This is a genomic window from Natrinema sp. H-ect4 (assembly GCF_041894845.1).
In the GTDB taxonomy this organism is placed as follows: Archaea; Halobacteriota; Halobacteria; order Halobacteriales; family Natrialbaceae; genus Natrinema.
The window spans coordinates 25344-41438 of the sequence record NZ_JBHDYC010000025.1 but is presented as its reverse complement, the minus strand read 5'-3'; the positions used below and the strand labels follow the sequence as shown (position 1 = coordinate 41438).

Below are 16095 nucleotides of genomic sequence, written 5' to 3'. Positions count from 1 at the left end.
CAAACCGTTGACCGGTCTCGGCTCCGATCCCGTCGAGAGGGGCTCATCCCTCGCCCTCCGACTGATACGGCTCGCCGACGGCCTCGCGCGGGAGGACGTTGTTGAGCTCCGACTCGAGGTCGTCCATCGATTCGAAGCGATCACTGTCGCTCCGTTCGATGAGCGTCCCTAGATTCCGCTCGCCGTCGGCGAGGAGGAGGGTAACGTCCGCGAGTTCGGCGGCGGCTCGGTCGTTGGTGACGGGGTACTCGAGGTCCTCGAGGACGGATTCGATGCGGCTGAGTTTGACATCGGACATGGCTGGACGGACGCGGGCCGGCGGCTTGTAGTTCTGCCGTACTCGCACGTACTGTCGAGAATGTCAACATTTCGATTCGAAACTATAATCGGGTCCGATCACACAGATACGGTCGATGCGGAGAGTCGTCGAGCGGGTTATCGCACCGTTTGCCGTGGACCGACGGGTACTCGCATTGGCGGGCGCCCGAATGGCGGACGGGATCGGCAACTCGTTTCTGATCATCGTCATTCCGCTGTACGTGACCAGCGGTATCGTGAGCGGGACGGCGTTCGGCCTCGGGGAGTCGATGATTACCGGAGTCATCCTCTCGATTTTCGGCTTCCTCAACAGCAGCTTTCAGCCGTTTACCGGCCGGTTGTCGGACCGGCTCGGGCGGCGCAAACCGTTCATTCTGGTCGGACTCGCCGGGCTGGCGGTCACGAACATGGCCTACGTCGTCGCGGAGACGTACGTCTCGTTGCTGGTCATCCGCGGGCTACAGGGCGTCAGCGTCGCCTTCATCATCCCGTCCTCGGTCGCGCTCGTGAACGAACTCGCGACGACCGGCGATCGCGGGGGGAACATGGGCGTCTACAACACCTTTCGACTGGTCGGCTTCGGTGCCGGGCCGGCGGTGGCCGGTGCGGTGGTCAGTCGCGGTCCCTACGCGCTCCCCGGCGGGATGACGATCGACGGATTCGCCGCCGCCTTCTATATCGCCACGATCACGGCCACGGTCAGTTACGTGCTGGTGACGGTGCTCGTCTCCGATCCGGAGTCGACGGTCGCGAACGCCGGTGCGGATCTCTCGATTCCTGTCTTCAATCGGTCGGGACCCAACCTGCTCGATCCGATCTTCACGCTCGGCGTCGCGTCGCTATTTATGGCGACCGCGATCGCGCTGTTCGCGACCATTCAACCGCAGGTCAACGCCCGACTCGAGCAGGGGTCGACCTGGTTCGGTCTCCAGTTCGCGGCGTTCATCATCGCCCAGGTCGCGTTGCAGACGCCGATCGGACGGGCCTGCGACCGGTACGGCCGTCGCCCGTTCATCGTCATCGGAATGGTCCTGTTGATCCCGACGACGCTCGTCCAGGGGTTCATTCTGTCTTCGGCCCTCATGTTCGTCGCCCGGTTGTTCCAGGGGATCGCGGCTGCGATGGTGTTCGCCCCGTCGCTGGCGCTGGCGGGTGATCTCGCCGGCGAGGGCGAGTCCGGGTCGAAGCTGTCGGTGCTCACGATGGCCTTCGGCTACGGAATCGCCATCGGGCCGCTATCCTCGGGTGCACTGGTGGGCTTTGGCTTCAGAGTCCCCTTCGTCTTCGGAACGGTCCTCGCCGTTTTCGGGGCGATTCTGGTCTATACGCAAGTCGAGGAGACGCTCGAGTCGACGGCCTCGGTGCCGGTCGTCGGGAGCGATTGATTAACAGCAAACGAACGGAGTGGCGCTACGAGAGCAGTTCTACCGCTCGGTCCGTGAGTCGATATCGATATGCTTGGTGAACGAAGACGATTCGACCATACTCTTCGGATTGTGTAACCTCTCGAGAGGATTCAATCGCATCGATTGCGGCGTTCAATCGGTCGATCGGACTTTCGGAACGAAGGTATTCGGGTACGGCTTCGGGAGCCACGTCGAATTCCGTCGCGAGGATACTTCGAACCGTTCGGCCTGCACCGTCGGCCAGCGCGATGGAGGGTTCGGCTGCCATTGCCCGCGAACCGTCTAGCTCTGCCGCTTCGTCGTCCAGCTCGACAGACTGTAACTCGTCGTCGATGTGTGCGATGAGCGCGTCGATATTCGTCTCAGCTTCTTCCGTGACCTGACCATTCACGATCTCATCGAGACGTTCGCTAATCGCGAAAATATCTGGTCCTGACGGCGTCACTCTCTCGACAAGATCGACATCACTGAGTTGGTCCAGAGCAGTTTCCGGACGACATTCGGGGGATCCAGCGACCGTATCCGACAGATCCGACCGTTTGATTCCATCATGATCCGGTCCGATATCGTTCTCGTAGAGTGCAGTTACGATTTCGACCTGATTCGCTACAGTCCGTGAGGACGGCTTCTCCTGACGAAGATATCGTTCGATTCGATCGACGTTCGGAGTGTCCGTCGCTTCCTCGATAGCGAGTGCTTGATCGACAGGTGTGGGGAGATCCGGACGTGGTGCATCGCGATGCCGCTGCGCTTTCTCCGACAGCCGCGTATTGTCGTACACTGCACGCGCGACTGGCAACCCGCGAAGATAGTTATACTCGTCGAGTACGGAAACACCGTGTTCGCTCAGCCCGTAAAATTGGGATGGCAAGTCCCGAGAATCCTCGTTTGGTGGATGGTCGTATCGATCGAAGATATTTGCCTCGTCAAGTACCTGTAACTGGTCGCGAATCGCCGCTTTGTTTTTTGGTATCAGGTACGCTAGCTCGTCAAGCGAAGGAAGATGCGTCGGATGGGCGAGGGTGTGTTGCAGAATCAAATGACGCGTCTCCTGTGACAGTAGCTTGTAGATCTGCCGCTGCTCTTCGAATGGGCCAGTATCTTTCGCGGCAGGGGCGTCGCTCATAGATCTCTTGTGCGGAGATTACATCCCGATACGAATAATAGTTCGGATGAACTGGTATGGTTCATTGCCGATATAGTAAACCGATTGCGAACGTATTTACTGCGGGAATCTCAATTTGAAAGAAATGACCGATCTCGGGCCACCCGAAAACGCTGCAGAAATTATGGACCAAGTTGACGAGACACTGCAGGGACTCGAACTTGAGCCACACGAGTCATCGGAAATTCTCGGGTTTGCTAACCGCGAAATACCACACCTTCAAACCCCGGAAACGTCGTATTTCGTTCTCGGAAGTTACCGAGATCCGTTCATCCGTCGGCTACGCATGGTCCAAAACGAGTTGGACAAACGACTCGGGACGTATCCGTTCCTCATGGGTGATCTCCGGGAGATCGATAGTGACCGCCTTCCCACCTTTCGAATCAGGTTTCATCTCCTCGCAGCCTATACGGATCATATCGTTGCCGTATATGAACAAGATGCAGGCGGGGAGGTAACCGAACTCGGGAAGATCAGTTCGACGCCGTATTTCGAAAAGTCAACCGTATTGCCGAGGGACTATGCGTGGATGACCGCTCGAAAGCTCGAGTCACATGCTGACGTGGTCTCAGCCGCCGTAAATATCTATTTCAACGGAGACCTCGATCCGGAAGCCGTCGAGACCGAACTCGATGCACTCGTAGACCGCGCCCGCCGAAATGGAGTCGATATTTCGGTTGACGAACTCATGGAGCAGCTAGATACTCGGGAGAATGCGGACCGGGACGCCGTTTCGTATAGTTGGGTCCACCTCAACGAGTTTCGTCTTTTCGAACTACATGATCGGTGTTTTCCGTGGTCGATCCCCGAAGAGCTACGAGACGTGACTGACGAATTGCCGAAATAACGGACCGGGACGCAACGCAAAAGTACCGGTTACCCATACGGTTCGACGATGACGCTCTCGGAGGAGGCCAAGGACCGGTTGGCGGACGTGGTGGAGCTACAGCCGACGAAGAATTCCGAACTGCAGGAGCGATGGGAGATGGACAGCGGCAGCGAGGTCCACCAATTTCTCGAGAACGAACTCGGCGACTACTACTTCCGGGACGACAACAGTCTGATCCGGGCGACCGCGGAGGCGGCCGACCTGGTCGACGTTGAGCCGGGGATCGAGAGCGATCCCGACGACGGAGCTCCGTCCAAGATCCGCGTTCCCGAACTGCAAGCGCGGATCGTCGCCGTCCTCGCCGGGCCCGAGGAGGAGTCAGAGAGCGTCGTCTCGGTGCTGCACAAGCTCCGAGACGAGTACGACGTCGATGCCGAGGCCGAGGACGTCCGTTCGGGCCTCCAGAGCCTGCGTCGCAAGGGCGTCGTCGAGGTCGAGTACCGGACCGTGCCGACGTTCCGGCTGGCGGTCGAGCGCGACGACCTCGAGGTCGCCGTCTCCGACTGACGTCTCGCCTTCGAGCCGCCGACCGGTGCGACGAGGTTACAGTCCCGGCCGTCGTCGCCGGCGCCGCTCCTCGAGGAGCTGCTGCGATCGTTTTCCGGGGCCGCCCTCGATCGGCCAGCCGCGGGTGCGCCAGATGGGCGGCTCGGGTTCGAAGTCGCGACAGGAGCCGGCGCACTCGGCTGCCGTCTGGCACCGGCCCTTGGCGGCGCAGTACGGCAGCGCCTGGTGAGCGTCTCGAGCGCGTAGCTGAAAGTGTCGGCAGTCGGGACGCATCGTGTCGACGAACGAGCGCCAGCCGCGTTCGTAGGCGCGTTCGGCGATCGCGAGCCGTTTGTCGGCCTTCCAGTCGGGATCGACGGACTCGAACCGGGCGGCGGAGCCGTCCCGTTTCCCGCCGTCGGGTCGCTCGAGGATCCGCGTTCCCGGCTCGTCGACCGCGAGCGAGCGGGGGTGCCACGCGACCTCGGCAGTGAGATCGTCGGGTGCGAGCGCGAGGATACCCGCCTCGATCGGCAGATCCTCGAAGAGAACCGGTTCGACGCGCTCGCCGGTTTCTCGGGTCGCGACCCAGACCTCGTCGGCGACCCCCATCGCGACGTCGTACTCGAGTTGCGTGCCGAGCGCGCGGGCAGCGCTGGCATCGAGATCCGGCTTGTTCTCGATCGCGACGATTCGCTCGAGCCAGTCCGGATAGGCCCACTTGCGTCGGATCTCGATGCGATTGCCGTTCTTTCTGGTTGCGAGGATGCCCCGATCGTCGGCGCCGTGGATCGCCTCGCGGACGTAGCGCCACGGATAGCCGGGATGGGGGAGCGCGTCGCGGTAGTAGGTCCACTCGGCGGGGGCATTGCAGACAAGATGGAGGAGATTGCTATCGAGCCGGTCGGGACCGAAGTTCGCGCGGCGGTGGAGGGCCTCGGGATCGCACTCGAGGACGATGGTGTCCCAGCGCCGGCGCTTGGTCCCGAGCTGGCGGGCGACGACGAACGCGCGGTCGTCGCTAGCGGGCTCGTCCGGGGGCCACTCGCGTTCGGCCCACCGGCAAGTTCGCAGTTCGAACCCGAACTCGGCGGTGTGTGGGTCCACGCAGGCTCTTGGGAACGCGGGTGCAAAAACGCTGCTCGATCTGTCAGTGGCCGGTCAGTCGGCCAGCGACGGCAGCAGCGCTATCAGCCGAGTCGCCGACTGGGACGCGATAGCGCGCCGTCGAACTGTCACCTGCCGGTGGCGAGGTGATGTTCGACTGAATTCGACCCGACGATCGGCAGATGTCGACTACTCTTCGTTCTCGTCCTCCTCCTCGCGTTCGTCGAGGAACTCGTGGGCGTCCTCGAGGATCTCTCGAGGCCCGTCCTGCGTGACGGTGTTGATCGCCTGGTCGTAATCGCGCCACTGGAGGTCGCGATGCTCGTTCGATAGTTCCGCGCTGGCCTCGAACGACTTCGCGATGAAGAGGTGAACGGTCTTGTGGATCGTCTTGCCGTTCGCCTCGAAGACGTAGTCGTAGTCCTTGCGGAAGCCGTCGAGTAGTCTGAACTGTTCGATACCTGCCTCTTCCGTTACTTCGCGGATCGCCGTCTGCTGAAGTTCTTCATCTCCTTCGACACCGCCCTTGGGAAACTCCCAATCGCCTGGGCGGCTCTTGAGTAGAAGATACTCGCGCCGGCCCCGCGTATCGCGGAAGAGGATCGCGCCTGCGCTCGTAGCTTCGACTGCCATTAACTGGGATAATAGGTGAGACGTTAAGAGAATATCGGACTGTTCGTCCAGCGTACACTGATTTCGGACTCTATTTTCACGACGTCGTCGGACGACGACTCGCAGTCGGTCACCGCCGGTGGGGCGACCGGTGCGTCTCAGCAAGTTTTTACGCGCCGACCGTCGATGTATTCGACACCCCTAGCCATGACTTTCGTCACCCGTCTCACCCTCCAGAGCGGCGATCGAGCCGCGCTCGATAGTATCGTCGACGACATCAAAACCAACGCGGAGCGAAAGGGAGCGGCGCTGAAAGGTCCCCACTCTCACCCCCCCGAGACGTTCTCGGTCCCACAGCGGTGTCGGCTCCACGCAGACGACGACCGGGAGTTCTCCTCGTGGAAGTACACCGTCTTCACGCGCGAACTCGAGATCCACGGCCACGACAGCCTCGCGCGCAACATCGCTTCACAGAGTTTCCCCGACTCAGTCCACATTGAGGCCGAGGTCGAGCAGATTCACGGGGCGGGTCGCAGCAACTGAGCGCGCCGCAGTCGAACCGATCGCTCGAGTTTGCTGACGAACGATCCAGTCACGATCGTCTCGAGACGAGACCGTCGACAGGGCTTTTTACCGTTCCCGCCGAGGTGCGGATATGACCGTAGACGACCTAATTTCGCTTCGCCGAGACCTCCACCAAAAGCCCGAGCCCGCCTGGTGTGAATTCTATACGACCGCACGGATCGTCGCGGAACTCGAGTCTCGACTGGGCGACGACCTCGCCGAACTCCACGTCGGTCCCGAGGCCATCGCGGGCGAGCATCGGATGGCTGTCCCGGACGACGCCGACCTCACTCACTGGTACGAACGCGCTCGAGATGCAGGGGCCGACGAGGCCGTCCTCGAGCGACTCGAGGGGGGCTACACGGGCGCGCTCGCCGTGCTTGAGCGCGGCGAGGGGCCGACTGTCGCCCTCCGCGTCGACATCGACGGATTGCCGCGGGCGGAGTCCGATGACCCCGACCACGCTCCCGTCGCCGAGGGGTTTCGCTCGGAACACGAGGGCGCGATGCATGCCTGCGGTCACGACGCCCACGCGACGATCGGAATCGGCGTGCTCGAGCGGATCGCTCGGAGCGACTTCCGGGGCACACTAAAGGTCTTCTTCCAGCCCGCAGAGGAGGTCGTCGGCGGCGGGAAGTCGATGGCCGAGAGCGAGCACATCGAAGACATCGACGCCCTGCTCGCGATGCACATCGGACTCGACCACCCGACTGGCGAGATCGTCGCCGGCATCGACGGCTTTCTGGCGGTGTCGCACCTCGAGGCCGAGTTCACGGGCGAATCGGCACACGCGGGCGGCCATCCCGAGCAGGGACGCAACGCCGTGCAGGCGATGGCGACGGCCGTCCAGAACCTCTACGGCATTCCCCGGCACAATGACGGTGCGACGCGGGTCAACGCGGGCGTCGTTGAGGGCGGCAGCGCCGCGAACGTCATTCCCGACGAGGCGCGGATCGTCGCCGAAGTTCGGGGTGAGACGACCGAACTCATGGAGTACATGAAGCGCCGAACTCGACGGGTGCTCCGGAGCGCCGCCCAGATGCACGATTGTACGGTTTCGATCGAGACCGGTGCGGAAGCTCCGAGTGCGACCAGCGATCAGGCGCTCGTCTCGGTCGTCGCCGACGTGGCGAGCGACACGGCGGGCGTCAAGCGCGTTCTCGAGCGCGACGAACTCGGCGGCAGCGAGGACGCGACGTTTCTCATGCGAAAAGTGCAGGAAAACGGCGGGACCGCCTGCTACGTCGGCGTCGGCACCGACCACCCCGGCGGCCACCACACGGCGACGTTCGATGTCGACGAGGAGAGTATCGGCCACGGGATCGACGTGCTGACGGGGGCGATCGAGCGGATCGGTTGCGAGCGCCCCTGATCGGGACGGTCGACCGGTTGTCGGCCGCTCAGTTATCCATCACGACCTCGAGGTCAAAGGGTGCGTCGGCGGGAGCCGACTCGGGCTCGAGGTAGCCGACGGCGAATGCGGTGTAGACGTTCCCGGCCTCGGGTGCCACGTCGAAGGTCGCGACCACGTCCCCGTCGTTGTTCTCCGTCGCCGGCCGGACCTCGAGCGTGTACTCGCCGCCCGGCACCTCGGTCGTCGCCGCGTCGCCGAATTCCGCGCCCTCGAACAGCACCGTCTCGCCGTCGCCGACCGTCACGTCGACCGCGGGGGCGTCCGGCGAGGCGTGGACGAGGCGAACCCGCGCAGTGTCGCCGGGGTCGCTGATGTCGTCCTCGAGGACCGCCGGTGCGAAGGGCTGGTTCTCCTCGCTCAGTTCACCCAGTGCCGCGACGGTGAATGCTCCTTCTGCGATCTCGAGTTCCTCGTCGAACACGACGGTGTCGGCATCGCCCGCAGCGGTGATCATCACCTCGTAGGTGCCCGGCTCGAGTTCGAGGTAGTCGCTCACCGCGCGGTAGGGAACGTCCTCGAGAACGGCGTCGCCGTCCACGTAGACGTCGACGTTCGGCGCGTCGGGCGAGAGGTGTGCGACGCGGACGTTCGCGCCCTCGTTCACCGTCTCGTCGTCGGTCTCGGAGTCGTCGTTCATCCCGTCATCACTCGTTCCGTCGTCCGACCCGTCGTCGCTCATCTCGGTGCCGTCGTCACCATCACCGCCCATGCAGCCGGCAAGCGCGATTCCGCCTGCGGTTCCGATCAGTGTCAGTGCGCGTCGGCGTGTGTGGTTCTGTACCATCACGACTGGTTACTTGAGGGACAGGAAAGTCGAAATCCCCTAACAGAGTAGGGATATAATCTCAAAATCTGATATTCGAAGCCATGGTAGAGTCACAAAACTGCTGTCCCTGTGGGCCGAACCGGCTCACTCGAGCGGCAGTGGCCGGGAGCGGGCTCCGAGCAACGCGAGGAGCCTGCGACCCGGGGGAGGGCAGGCGGTTCACCGATACCGACCGCGAGCGACCGCAGGGAGCGAGCGGGCCGACGACTGACTCGGAGTGAACAGCGTGAACGGAGAGGAAGGAGGAGTGCTTTTGATCGACCTTTTACCGAGGGACATCGCGCTGTGCGGCAGCTACGCTGCCGTCAGCGCGACAGACCGCAGAGTAAAAGGTCGGTGCTAGTACTTCGGCTCCGCCCCAGTCGTCTCGTAAACCTTCTCCATGAGTTCGTCGCGTCGATCCTGCCAGCCTGCGAGCCCTGCGGGACTGGTCGGATAGTTCTCGTAGTGGGTGAGCAGTTCGTCGGCGCGGCGCTTGGTCTGGTAGAGGTTCCAGATGGTTCCCCAGTGACCGCGACTCTTGACCAGGGCCTCGAGTTTGAGTTTGAGCCCGATATCCGTACTGCCGGAGTACAGCGCCTCGGCGAGCTTGTCGCCGGGCATCGCGGCGAGTAAGCCCATCAGGTCGTCGACGTCGACGGCTGTCGAGAGGATGTTGTAGACGTCCAGTGCGGCATAGCGCGCGCCGAAGTGGTCCATCACCTTCTCGTTGTACGCCCAGAAGGTGTCCTCGCTGTAGTCGCCGGTCTCGAGGGCCTCGATGGCCTGTTCGGCGGCGTACTTGCCGCCGTAGGCGGCCCCGGCGATACCGCCGCCCGTGGTCGGGTTGACGTGACCGGCGGCGTCGCCGATGGCCATGTAGCCCGGATGGACGGCGGAGTCGTAGGGTCGTCGAGTGGGGAGCGCGGCGCCGAGTTTGTCCTCGACTTCGGCACCCTCGAACTCGGGGCGGTTCTCGAGGTCGCGTTTGAGGTCGTCGACCAGTTGCATGGGCTCCTCGGTCATCTGGAAGCCCAGGCCGGCGTTGATCTCGGTGTCGGTCCGCGGGAAGTACCAGAGGTAGCCTGCCGCGCGTTCGGTGGGCTTGAAGACGAGCGCGTCGTCCCACTCGACTGGTTCCTCGACGTGAACGATCTCGCGGTAGGCCGAACAGAAGTGGCTGTAGTTGACGTTCGTGTCGAACGTGGAGTCTGAAAAGTCGACGTTGTCCTGCAACACCGACAGCGAGCCCGCGGCGTCGATGACGATATCGGATTCGTACTCGAGGGGCTCGCCTTTGCGGATCGTCTCGACGCCCGTGACGCGGCCGTCATCATCCTGGACGACGTTTTTGACGACGGTATCGTAGTGGAAGTCGACGCCGGTGTCTTCGGCGCCGTCGATGATCCGCCGGCCGTACTCCCAGCGGTCGATGACGGCGAGCTCGCCGGGCACCGGAATCTCGAGGACGGTGTCCTCCTGGGGAATCTCGAAGCGGCCGTGATCGACGCCGGTGTTGGTGAAGGCCGGCTCGAGTTTCGATTTCGGAATCGCCTCGGGGAAGGCGTCGGCACCCTTCAGCGCGTCCCCGCAGGCGATGTGGCCGGCTTCGGTCTCGGATTTTCGCTCGAGGATGACGACGTCGTACCCCTCCCGTGCGATGGTCGCTGCGGCGTAGCACCCTGCAGTGCCGGCTCCGACGACGAGCGCGTCCGGCGACTGCGTTCCCGTCGTCGTGGTCGCGGCCGACTGTTCCTGCGTACTCATACCAACACTGTGAACACCGCGGTAAGAAAACGTTTTATGTGTGAATTGTCGGATCAGCGGGGTCGAAACCGAGCGACGACGGGTCGGTTTCAGCTCGACCGTTTGCGCCGAGTTCATCCGGGCGAGCGAGTGTCGGTGATCGATTCCTGCCGTCCCCATCACGACAGCGGGGAGTAAAGAGTTTTAGTGCGGTCTTTCGTAGCGGCCTGTATGACAGCGTACACGATCGAGTTCGTCGGGACGGGCGAGACGATCACCTGTACCGACAAGGAGACGATCCTGAGTCGGTGTCTCGAGGAGGGCATCGCCCAAGAGTACTCCTGCCGAGTCGGGATGTGTCTGGCCTGTTCGGCCGAAATTCTCGAGGGCGAGGTCACTCAACCCGCCGCCCGCGGGCTGACCGAGGAGGAGGCGGAGAACTACGCGCTGACCTGCATGGCGCGTCCGCAATCGGATCTGAAACTCGATCGCGGCAAGTACCCGCCGAGCATCGAGGGTGACCTCGGGGCCGGTGGCACGAACGACGGCGCGGTCGCCGACGACTGAACGCGCCGCCGTCCGTATCGCCGCTCGTTTCTTCGGCCCGTCGCATCGTTTCCGCCGCAGTCGCTGTCAGCTACGCCGCGGTCGCCGTCAACCGGCAACCGCGCAGTTGTTCGGTCCGAGCTCGAGTTCGAACACCGTCTCCCCATCGACGTCCTCGAGGCCGAGATTCACCGCCACGATCCGCTCGTGATTCGGTGGCCGCGGCGGGAGATCGTTCGTCGCGTGGGCGACGAACTCGGCTTCGTCCATCGAGAGCGCCGCGAGGCGGTCTGATAGGGTCTCGAGTCGCGCGGTATACGTCCCGTCAGCCCGCGGCTCGGCGGCGTCGCTGTAGTGGCCCGGCGCGACCGTCGCCGGGTCGGGAAACTCCAAGAGACGCTGCTGGAGGGACTCGTACAGTCGTCCAGCGGCAGCGGCCGCGCCGTCGTCCCCGCGCTCGAGGTCCGGCCGGCCGACCCCCTCGAGAAAGAGCGTGTCGCCAGTGAACAGGAGGTCATCCAGACGGTACGAGAGCGATTCGGTCGTGTGACCGGGCGTCGCCACGGCGGTCAGCGTCGCGTTGCCGACCCGCAACTCGTCGCCGTCCTGCCGAGCGTGCGAGGCAGGGCTCGCGGAACTGTGTTCCGCGGCGTCGCCGATCGTCGTCGCGTCGAACGCCAGCCCGCGGTCGGTCGCGCCTTCGGGGACGACCGCTTCGGCGTCCGTCCGTTCCGTGAGGGCTCGAACGCCGCTGACGTGATCGGCGTGGACGTGCGTGTCGATCGCGTACTCGATCGTCGCGTTCCGATCGTCTGCGGCGTCGACGTACCTGTCGGCGAACGCTCGAAGCGGATCGATCACTGCCGCCTCGCCGTCGCTGTAGATCGCGTAGGCGAGACAGCCGCTCGAGGGTCGATCGTACTGGACGACCGTCGCAGGCGCTTCGGTCTCGAGTTCGCGAGCGACGTACAGATCCGCCCAGGCGTCCATCCCACCGGCGAGGTTGCGCGCGTCGATGCCCGCGTCTCGAAGGAGGGAGACGGCGTGCGCGCTCGCCTCACCGTGGCCGCAGACTGCGAGAATCGGCTCCGCCAGATCGGCCACGAGATCGTCCGCGCCGCCCGTTACTTCAGCCTGAATGAACTTCATGTGGGGAATGTGGACGGCCGTGACGCCCTCTCCCTCGAGGTGCCAGCGCTCGAACTCGTCGCGGTCGCGGACGTCGAGAACGGTCAGTTCGTCGCCGGATCGCAGCCGATCGGCCAGCGCGTCGGGGGTGATCGATGGCGTCTCGTCGGCCTCGTCGGCCGGTCGGTCGGCGGCGTCGCTCCGGTCGCTCATGGGACGCGATACGCGCTCGAGTCGGGTAAAGCCGTGCCACGGTGTACCAACACCGATCGCTCGCGTCGCCGCCAACGTTCAACACGCTCGATGTCGTCGTCTCGGTATGGACGCCGACGAATTCCAGCGAACGATCGAGGAATCGATGTCGGTCGAACTCGAGCGCCTCGGTTCGTCGAAGCTACTGGTCGCCCGGACCGACGCGAACCTGACGGCGGAGGCGGTTCTCGGGACGGTCGCGGACGGCGAACGTAACGCCGCGAACACCTTTGGAATGTGGGCCGACGACGAGGATCACGCGGACGCACGGAACGCGTTCACCGAGTATCGGGAGCGCGAGCGCGACCACTACGACCGGGTCGTGGCCCTCCTCGACGGCGAACACGAACCCGACGATTCGGACGCCGACCCGATGCACGACCGCCTTCGAACGCTCGAGACGACGGTGGACCGCCTCGGCGGCGTCGTTGGGCGGGCTCTGGTCGCCGACCGGACCCACCTGCAGGTGGTGAGTTTCTTCGTCAACGAGGGCGACGAACGGCGTGCCGATGTCTTTCGAGCGCTGCGATCGGAGACGGCGGCGCAGGGCGACCGGGCGCTCGAGTTGCTGGCGGACGTCTGTGAGGGAAGCGACGACTGGGACCGCGCGCGGATGGTCGCCGAGGACGTGGTCGATATCGCGTACGAGGCGTACGCGGACTCGCTGGACGATCTCGGCCTCGATCCGAAGCCGATCTGTTGAGCCGCTCCCGCGCGTCCGCCGACCGCTTGCCGTCCGGGGATACGAAAGCCATACGCACTTCGATTGAAAGATGGACCGCGACGGAACGGTGAAGAATGGACTGCCGACATCAGTGTCGGGTATGGATCGACGAGCTGCAACAGTGGGATAGTCGGCGTACGTGGTGACGACGTTCTGAGGAGCCGTCGACTCAGTCGACGAAGTCGATGTCCTCGCCTTGCGCAGGCGCTTCGGGCTGGACGGCGTCCTCGCCGTCGGGCCGGCCGTAGATCTGTGGCGATTCGACGCCAGTGACGACGATCATCGTCCGCATGCTGCCCTCGAGGCTCTCGTCGATCGAGGTCCCCCAGATAATGCGGGCGTCGGGGTCGATCCGGTCGTAGATCTCCTCGACGACGCCTTCGGCCTCTTCGATGGCCATGTCGTTGCCGCCGGTGACGTTGACGAGGGCGGAGCTCGCACCCGAAATGTCGACGTCCAGCAGCGGCGAACGGAGGGCGGTCTTGACCGAGTCCTCCGCTTTCGCCTCCGAGTCGGATTCGCCGAGCCCGATCATCGCGACGCCGCCGCGTTCCATGACGGTGCGGACGTCGGCGAAGTCGAGGTTGACGAGGCCGGGTTTCGTGATGAGTTCCGTGATGCCCTTGACGCTACGCATTAGCACCTCGTCGCTGACCTTGAACGCCTGCCGGACGGGGAGTTTCCCCACCGAGTCGAGCAGGCGGTCGTTGGGAACGACGATGACGGTGTCGCTCACGTCGCGCAGGCGCTCGAGGCCCGCTTCGGCGTTCGTCCGCCGAACTTCACCCTCGGCGGTAAACGGCGTCGTCACGATCGAAATCGTCAGCGCACCGGCCTCGCGGGCGGCCTTGGCGACGACGGGGGCGGATCCGGTCCCGGTTCCGCCGCCGAGGCCGGCCGTGACGAAGACCATGTCGGAGCCGTCGATGGCGTCGTAAATATCCTGTTGGCTCTCGAGGGCGGCCTCCTCGCCGACCTGCGGGAGCGAACCGGCTCCGCGTCCGCCCGTTTTCTCCTCCCCCATCAGGATCTTGGTGTCGGCGTCGATCTCGACGAGGTGCTGGACGTCCGTGTTGGCGGCGACGAGCTTCGCGCCGTGGATGCCCTCCTCGTGCATTCGGTTGATGGTGTTGCCGCCGGCACCGCCACAGCCGACGACCGTGATGTCGGTCTGGAGGTCCTGCAGGACGTCTTCCAGTTCGTCGTCGGTCATCGTTCCCGTCTGATGCCCGTCTTCCGGGCCGCCGTCTGCCGATCCGCCACCCTGTGGCGCGGCGTCGTCGGGGGCCGTGGCCTCCCCGTCCTCGGCCTCGTCAATCGCGTTATCGATTATGGAGTCCATTCTTGGCCATGTCTAAACAATGGAGCATAATTACCTTTCCCCTACACGTCAGACGCATGTCTGACACGTTAATTTATTATTATGTGTATGAATGAATAGGAGACGGATTCGGCGGACGGTGACTAATAACAACGTATTACTGTCGCTTTTCGCACCTATCAAGTCGGAAATCGCCGCGTCCGTTCGATCGTAACTCTCTCGGGACTGACCGTTTCCCCGTCGACGGTGACCGACTCGCCGTCGGCGAGTGCGCCGAACTTCGGTCCCTCGGGAACGCCGACCTGGTGTGCCAGCGCGGGGTCGAACGCCGTCTCCTCGGCCACGACGGCGTCGTCCTCGATCGTCACCGCATCGTATTTCTTCTCGAGTACGCCAGCCAGTTTCGCGATGATCGCCGTCCGGCGGTCGCTCGAGTCGGTGTCGTCCCCGGTTTCGCTGTCGACAGTAGTATCGGGGACCGCCGCCCGCGAACCGACGCGACTCCCGCCGTTATCCGTCGCGAAGGCGACGGTGTTCGCCGCGACGATTTCACGGACGCGATCGGGGTCGATCCCCTGGGCAGTACTCACGAGATCGGCTGGCAGCCCGATGACGGTGACCGACTCCGCGAGCCGGTCTCCGAAGCGGATCCCGTCGTCGACGGCCCCCAGTTCGGACTCGACCGCGTCGACGACCGCGAGCGGGCGGTCGTCGACCTCGCGAAGCCACGTCTCGCTCACGATGCGGCAGTCGAGGTCCGCGAGCGTCTCCTCGAGGACCGGCCACTCCCCGTCCAGCAGCGCGATGTCGGCGTTGCTGGCCTCGAAGGCCCGCTCGAGGACCGCGCGGTGGGTCGTCGGGTGATCCATCGCCTCGAGCGCCCAGTCGGCCGCGACGTGGCCGACCGCCCACGCCGTCTCGCGGACGACCCGTCCGAATCGCGGCGCGTAGTGGTTGCCGCCGAAGCCGACGACCTGTCTGGACCGATGGGGGTTGACGGTTCGTAACTCGAGGATGGCGCGCGCTACGGCGTCGGCACCGGCGGGATCATCCCACTGTTCGTCGCCGCTGCCGAGTTCCGCAAAGAGCGACGGGCAGCCCACCTCGGAGGGGCCGTGGTGCGTACACTCCATTCCAACGTCGTACCGCTCGGGGGCGTATTCGTCGAACGCCTCGAGCAGCCGATTCAGCGCGTTCGGCGCGGCCTCGGCCAGCGCGTCGGACTCGCCGCCGAACTCGGCCGGGCCGAAGTTGCCCGTGAAGTGGCCCGTCAGTAGCGCGCCGGTGTCCCCCGAATGCCGGGAGGCGAAGACGAGCAGGTCCGGGTCGCAGTCGAAGGCGTCGGCGGGGCGCTCGAGGTCGATGTGTAACTCGTCGAACGAGCGGAGTTCGGCCCCGTCGGTCCGGTAGTAGGTGCCGCCGCCGTCGGCCGCCGGGAGGTCGTCGTCGGTCAGTTCCGTCCAGTCGGCGCGCTCGCGGAGCTGCCGGCAGATATGCTCCGAGGCGCGGTCAGCACGGCTTTCGACGATCGCGATCACGGGAGAGCGTCGGTGCCGGGCCGACGAATAGCCTGCGCTTTCGACGGCGGTGATACTACCGATCGACCATTCCC

At 64.3% G+C, this 16095-nt stretch carries 17 protein-coding genes; 8 read left to right on the top strand and 9 right to left on the bottom strand.

Going from position 1 to position 16095, the window contains the following annotated elements:
- Positions 1–43 precede the first annotated feature (43 nt).
- The gene (locus tag ACEWFR_RS21415) at positions 44–298 is read right to left on the bottom strand and encodes a hypothetical protein (RefSeq protein WP_374062951.1); all 255 of its coding nucleotides are present in this window, start codon (positions 296–298) and stop codon (positions 44–46) included.
- A gap of 115 nt (positions 299–413) precedes the next feature.
- On the opposite strand from ACEWFR_RS21415, the gene ACEWFR_RS21410 reads away from it, so the two are divergent.
- Positions 414–1703 carry an MFS transporter gene (locus ACEWFR_RS21410; RefSeq protein ID WP_374062950.1) on the top strand — a complete coding sequence of 430 codons (1290 nt, stop codon included), beginning with the start codon at positions 414–416 and terminating at the stop codon, positions 1701–1703.
- A gap of 25 nt (positions 1704–1728) precedes the next feature.
- On the opposite strand, the gene ACEWFR_RS21405 is transcribed toward ACEWFR_RS21410, so the two are convergent.
- Complete coding sequence (locus ACEWFR_RS21405; protein ID WP_374062949.1) at positions 1729–2850, bottom strand: hypothetical protein; 1122 nt, start codon at positions 2848–2850, stop codon at positions 1729–1731.
- A gap of 568 nt (positions 2851–3418) precedes the next feature.
- Here ACEWFR_RS21405 and ACEWFR_RS21400 point away from each other — a divergent pair.
- Together ACEWFR_RS21400 and ACEWFR_RS21395 are read left to right on the top strand one after the other, a co-directional pair.
- Complete coding sequence (locus ACEWFR_RS21400) at positions 3419–3736, top strand: hypothetical protein (protein ID WP_374062948.1); 318 nt, start codon at positions 3419–3421, stop codon at positions 3734–3736.
- Positions 3737–3784: 48 nt separating this feature from the next.
- Entirely contained in the window at positions 3785–4285 is a 501-nt protein-coding gene (locus ACEWFR_RS21395; protein WP_098724484.1) for a DUF5797 family protein, read from the top strand.
- 36 nt (positions 4286–4321) lie between these two features.
- Here ACEWFR_RS21395 and ACEWFR_RS21390 read toward each other — a convergent pair whose 3' ends face one another.
- Positions 4322–5371 (bottom strand): DUF5787 family protein, encoded by a 1050-nt coding sequence (locus ACEWFR_RS21390; protein ID WP_374062947.1) that lies wholly within the window; start codon positions 5369–5371, stop codon positions 4322–4324.
- A 189-nt stretch (positions 5372–5560) separates the two neighbouring features.
- Positions 5561–6004, bottom strand: a complete 444-nt coding sequence (locus tag ACEWFR_RS21385; protein ID WP_098724482.1) for a bis(5'-nucleosyl)-tetraphosphatase — start codon at positions 6002–6004, stop codon at positions 5561–5563.
- A 186-nt stretch (positions 6005–6190) separates the two neighbouring features.
- On the opposite strand from ACEWFR_RS21385, the gene ACEWFR_RS21380 reads away from it, so the two are divergent.
- Both ACEWFR_RS21380 and ACEWFR_RS21375 read left to right on the top strand, forming a co-directional pair.
- The gene (locus ACEWFR_RS21380) at positions 6191–6526 is read left to right on the top strand and encodes a 30S ribosomal protein S10 (RefSeq protein ID WP_374062946.1); all 336 of its coding nucleotides are present in this window, start codon (positions 6191–6193) and stop codon (positions 6524–6526) included.
- A gap of 112 nt (positions 6527–6638) precedes the next feature.
- Positions 6639–7919: an amidohydrolase gene (locus tag ACEWFR_RS21375; RefSeq protein ID WP_374062945.1), complete on the top strand. Its 1281-nt coding sequence runs from the start codon at positions 6639–6641 to the stop codon at positions 7917–7919.
- 28 nt (positions 7920–7947) lie between these two features.
- Here ACEWFR_RS21375 and ACEWFR_RS21370 read toward each other — a convergent pair whose 3' ends face one another.
- On the bottom strand, positions 7948–8745 hold the full coding sequence (locus tag ACEWFR_RS21370; protein ID WP_374062944.1) for a DUF4397 domain-containing protein: 798 nt from the start codon (positions 8743–8745) through the stop codon (positions 7948–7950).
- Positions 8746–8828: 83 nt separating this feature from the next.
- Between ACEWFR_RS21370 and ACEWFR_RS21365 the strand changes: the two genes are divergently transcribed.
- Positions 8829–9008: a hypothetical protein gene (locus tag ACEWFR_RS21365; RefSeq protein WP_374062943.1), complete on the top strand. Its 180-nt coding sequence runs from the start codon at positions 8829–8831 to the stop codon at positions 9006–9008.
- Positions 9009–9126: 118 nt separating this feature from the next.
- Here ACEWFR_RS21365 and ACEWFR_RS21360 read toward each other — a convergent pair whose 3' ends face one another.
- Positions 9127–10533: a geranylgeranyl reductase family protein gene (locus tag ACEWFR_RS21360; protein ID WP_374062942.1), complete on the bottom strand. Its 1407-nt coding sequence runs from the start codon at positions 10531–10533 to the stop codon at positions 9127–9129.
- Between the two features lie 210 nt (positions 10534–10743).
- Here ACEWFR_RS21360 and ACEWFR_RS21355 point away from each other — a divergent pair, with 210 nt between their 5' ends.
- Positions 10744–11079: a 2Fe-2S iron-sulfur cluster-binding protein gene (locus tag ACEWFR_RS21355; protein ID WP_374062941.1), complete on the top strand. Its 336-nt coding sequence runs from the start codon at positions 10744–10746 to the stop codon at positions 11077–11079.
- Between the two features lie 87 nt (positions 11080–11166).
- On the opposite strand, the gene ACEWFR_RS21350 is transcribed toward ACEWFR_RS21355, so the two are convergent.
- Complete coding sequence (locus tag ACEWFR_RS21350) at positions 11167–12399, bottom strand: MBL fold metallo-hydrolase (RefSeq protein ID WP_374062940.1); 1233 nt, start codon at positions 12397–12399, stop codon at positions 11167–11169.
- 106 nt (positions 12400–12505) lie between these two features.
- Between ACEWFR_RS21350 and ACEWFR_RS21345 the strand changes: the two genes are divergently transcribed.
- Positions 12506–13141 (top strand): rubrerythrin family protein, encoded by a 636-nt coding sequence (locus tag ACEWFR_RS21345; RefSeq protein ID WP_374062939.1) that lies wholly within the window; start codon positions 12506–12508, stop codon positions 13139–13141.
- Between the two features lie 190 nt (positions 13142–13331).
- Here the strand turns inward: ACEWFR_RS21345 and ftsZ are convergent, their stop codons facing one another.
- Positions 13332–14504: a cell division protein FtsZ gene (gene ftsZ / locus ACEWFR_RS21340; RefSeq protein WP_374062938.1), complete on the bottom strand. Its 1173-nt coding sequence runs from the start codon at positions 14502–14504 to the stop codon at positions 13332–13334.
- Positions 14505–14662: 158 nt separating this feature from the next.
- Positions 14663–16021: a D-aminoacyl-tRNA deacylase gene (locus ACEWFR_RS21335; protein WP_374062937.1), complete on the bottom strand. Its 1359-nt coding sequence runs from the start codon at positions 16019–16021 to the stop codon at positions 14663–14665.
- Positions 16022–16095 lie beyond the last annotated feature (74 nt).

Bases quoted from the DNA above. Each gene is read 5' to 3' on its own strand.
- ACEWFR_RS21415 (WP_374062951.1), bottom strand. From the start codon at position 298: ATGTCCGATGTCAAACTCAGCCGCATCGAATCCGTCCTCGAGGACCTC.
- ACEWFR_RS21410 (WP_374062950.1), top strand. From the start codon at position 414: ATGCGGAGAGTCGTCGAGCGGGTTATCGCACCGTTTGCCGTGGACCGA.
- ACEWFR_RS21405 (WP_374062949.1), bottom strand. From the start codon at position 2,850: ATGAGCGACGCCCCTGCCGCGAAAGATACTGGCCCATTCGAAGAGCAG.
- ACEWFR_RS21400 (WP_374062948.1), top strand. From the start codon at position 3,419: ATGACCGCTCGAAAGCTCGAGTCACATGCTGACGTGGTCTCAGCCGCC.
- ACEWFR_RS21395 (WP_098724484.1), top strand. From the start codon at position 3,785: ATGACGCTCTCGGAGGAGGCCAAGGACCGGTTGGCGGACGTGGTGGAG.
- ACEWFR_RS21385 (WP_098724482.1), bottom strand. From the start codon at position 6,004: ATGGCAGTCGAAGCTACGAGCGCAGGCGCGATCCTCTTCCGCGATACG.
- ACEWFR_RS21380 (WP_374062946.1), top strand. From the start codon at position 6,191: ATGACTTTCGTCACCCGTCTCACCCTCCAGAGCGGCGATCGAGCCGCG.
- ACEWFR_RS21375 (WP_374062945.1), top strand. From the start codon at position 6,639: ATGACCGTAGACGACCTAATTTCGCTTCGCCGAGACCTCCACCAAAAG.
- ACEWFR_RS21370 (WP_374062944.1), bottom strand. From the start codon at position 8,745: ATGGTACAGAACCACACACGCCGACGCGCACTGACACTGATCGGAACC.
- ACEWFR_RS21365 (WP_374062943.1), top strand. From the start codon at position 8,829: ATGGTAGAGTCACAAAACTGCTGTCCCTGTGGGCCGAACCGGCTCACT.
- ACEWFR_RS21360 (WP_374062942.1), bottom strand. From the start codon at position 10,533: ATGAGTACGCAGGAACAGTCGGCCGCGACCACGACGACGGGAACGCAG.
- ACEWFR_RS21355 (WP_374062941.1), top strand. From the start codon at position 10,744: ATGACAGCGTACACGATCGAGTTCGTCGGGACGGGCGAGACGATCACC.
- ACEWFR_RS21350 (WP_374062940.1), bottom strand. From the start codon at position 12,399: ATGAGCGACCGGAGCGACGCCGCCGACCGACCGGCCGACGAGGCCGAC.
- ACEWFR_RS21345 (WP_374062939.1), top strand. From the start codon at position 12,506: ATGGACGCCGACGAATTCCAGCGAACGATCGAGGAATCGATGTCGGTC.
- ftsZ (WP_374062938.1), bottom strand. From the start codon at position 14,504: ATGGACTCCATAATCGATAACGCGATTGACGAGGCCGAGGACGGGGAG.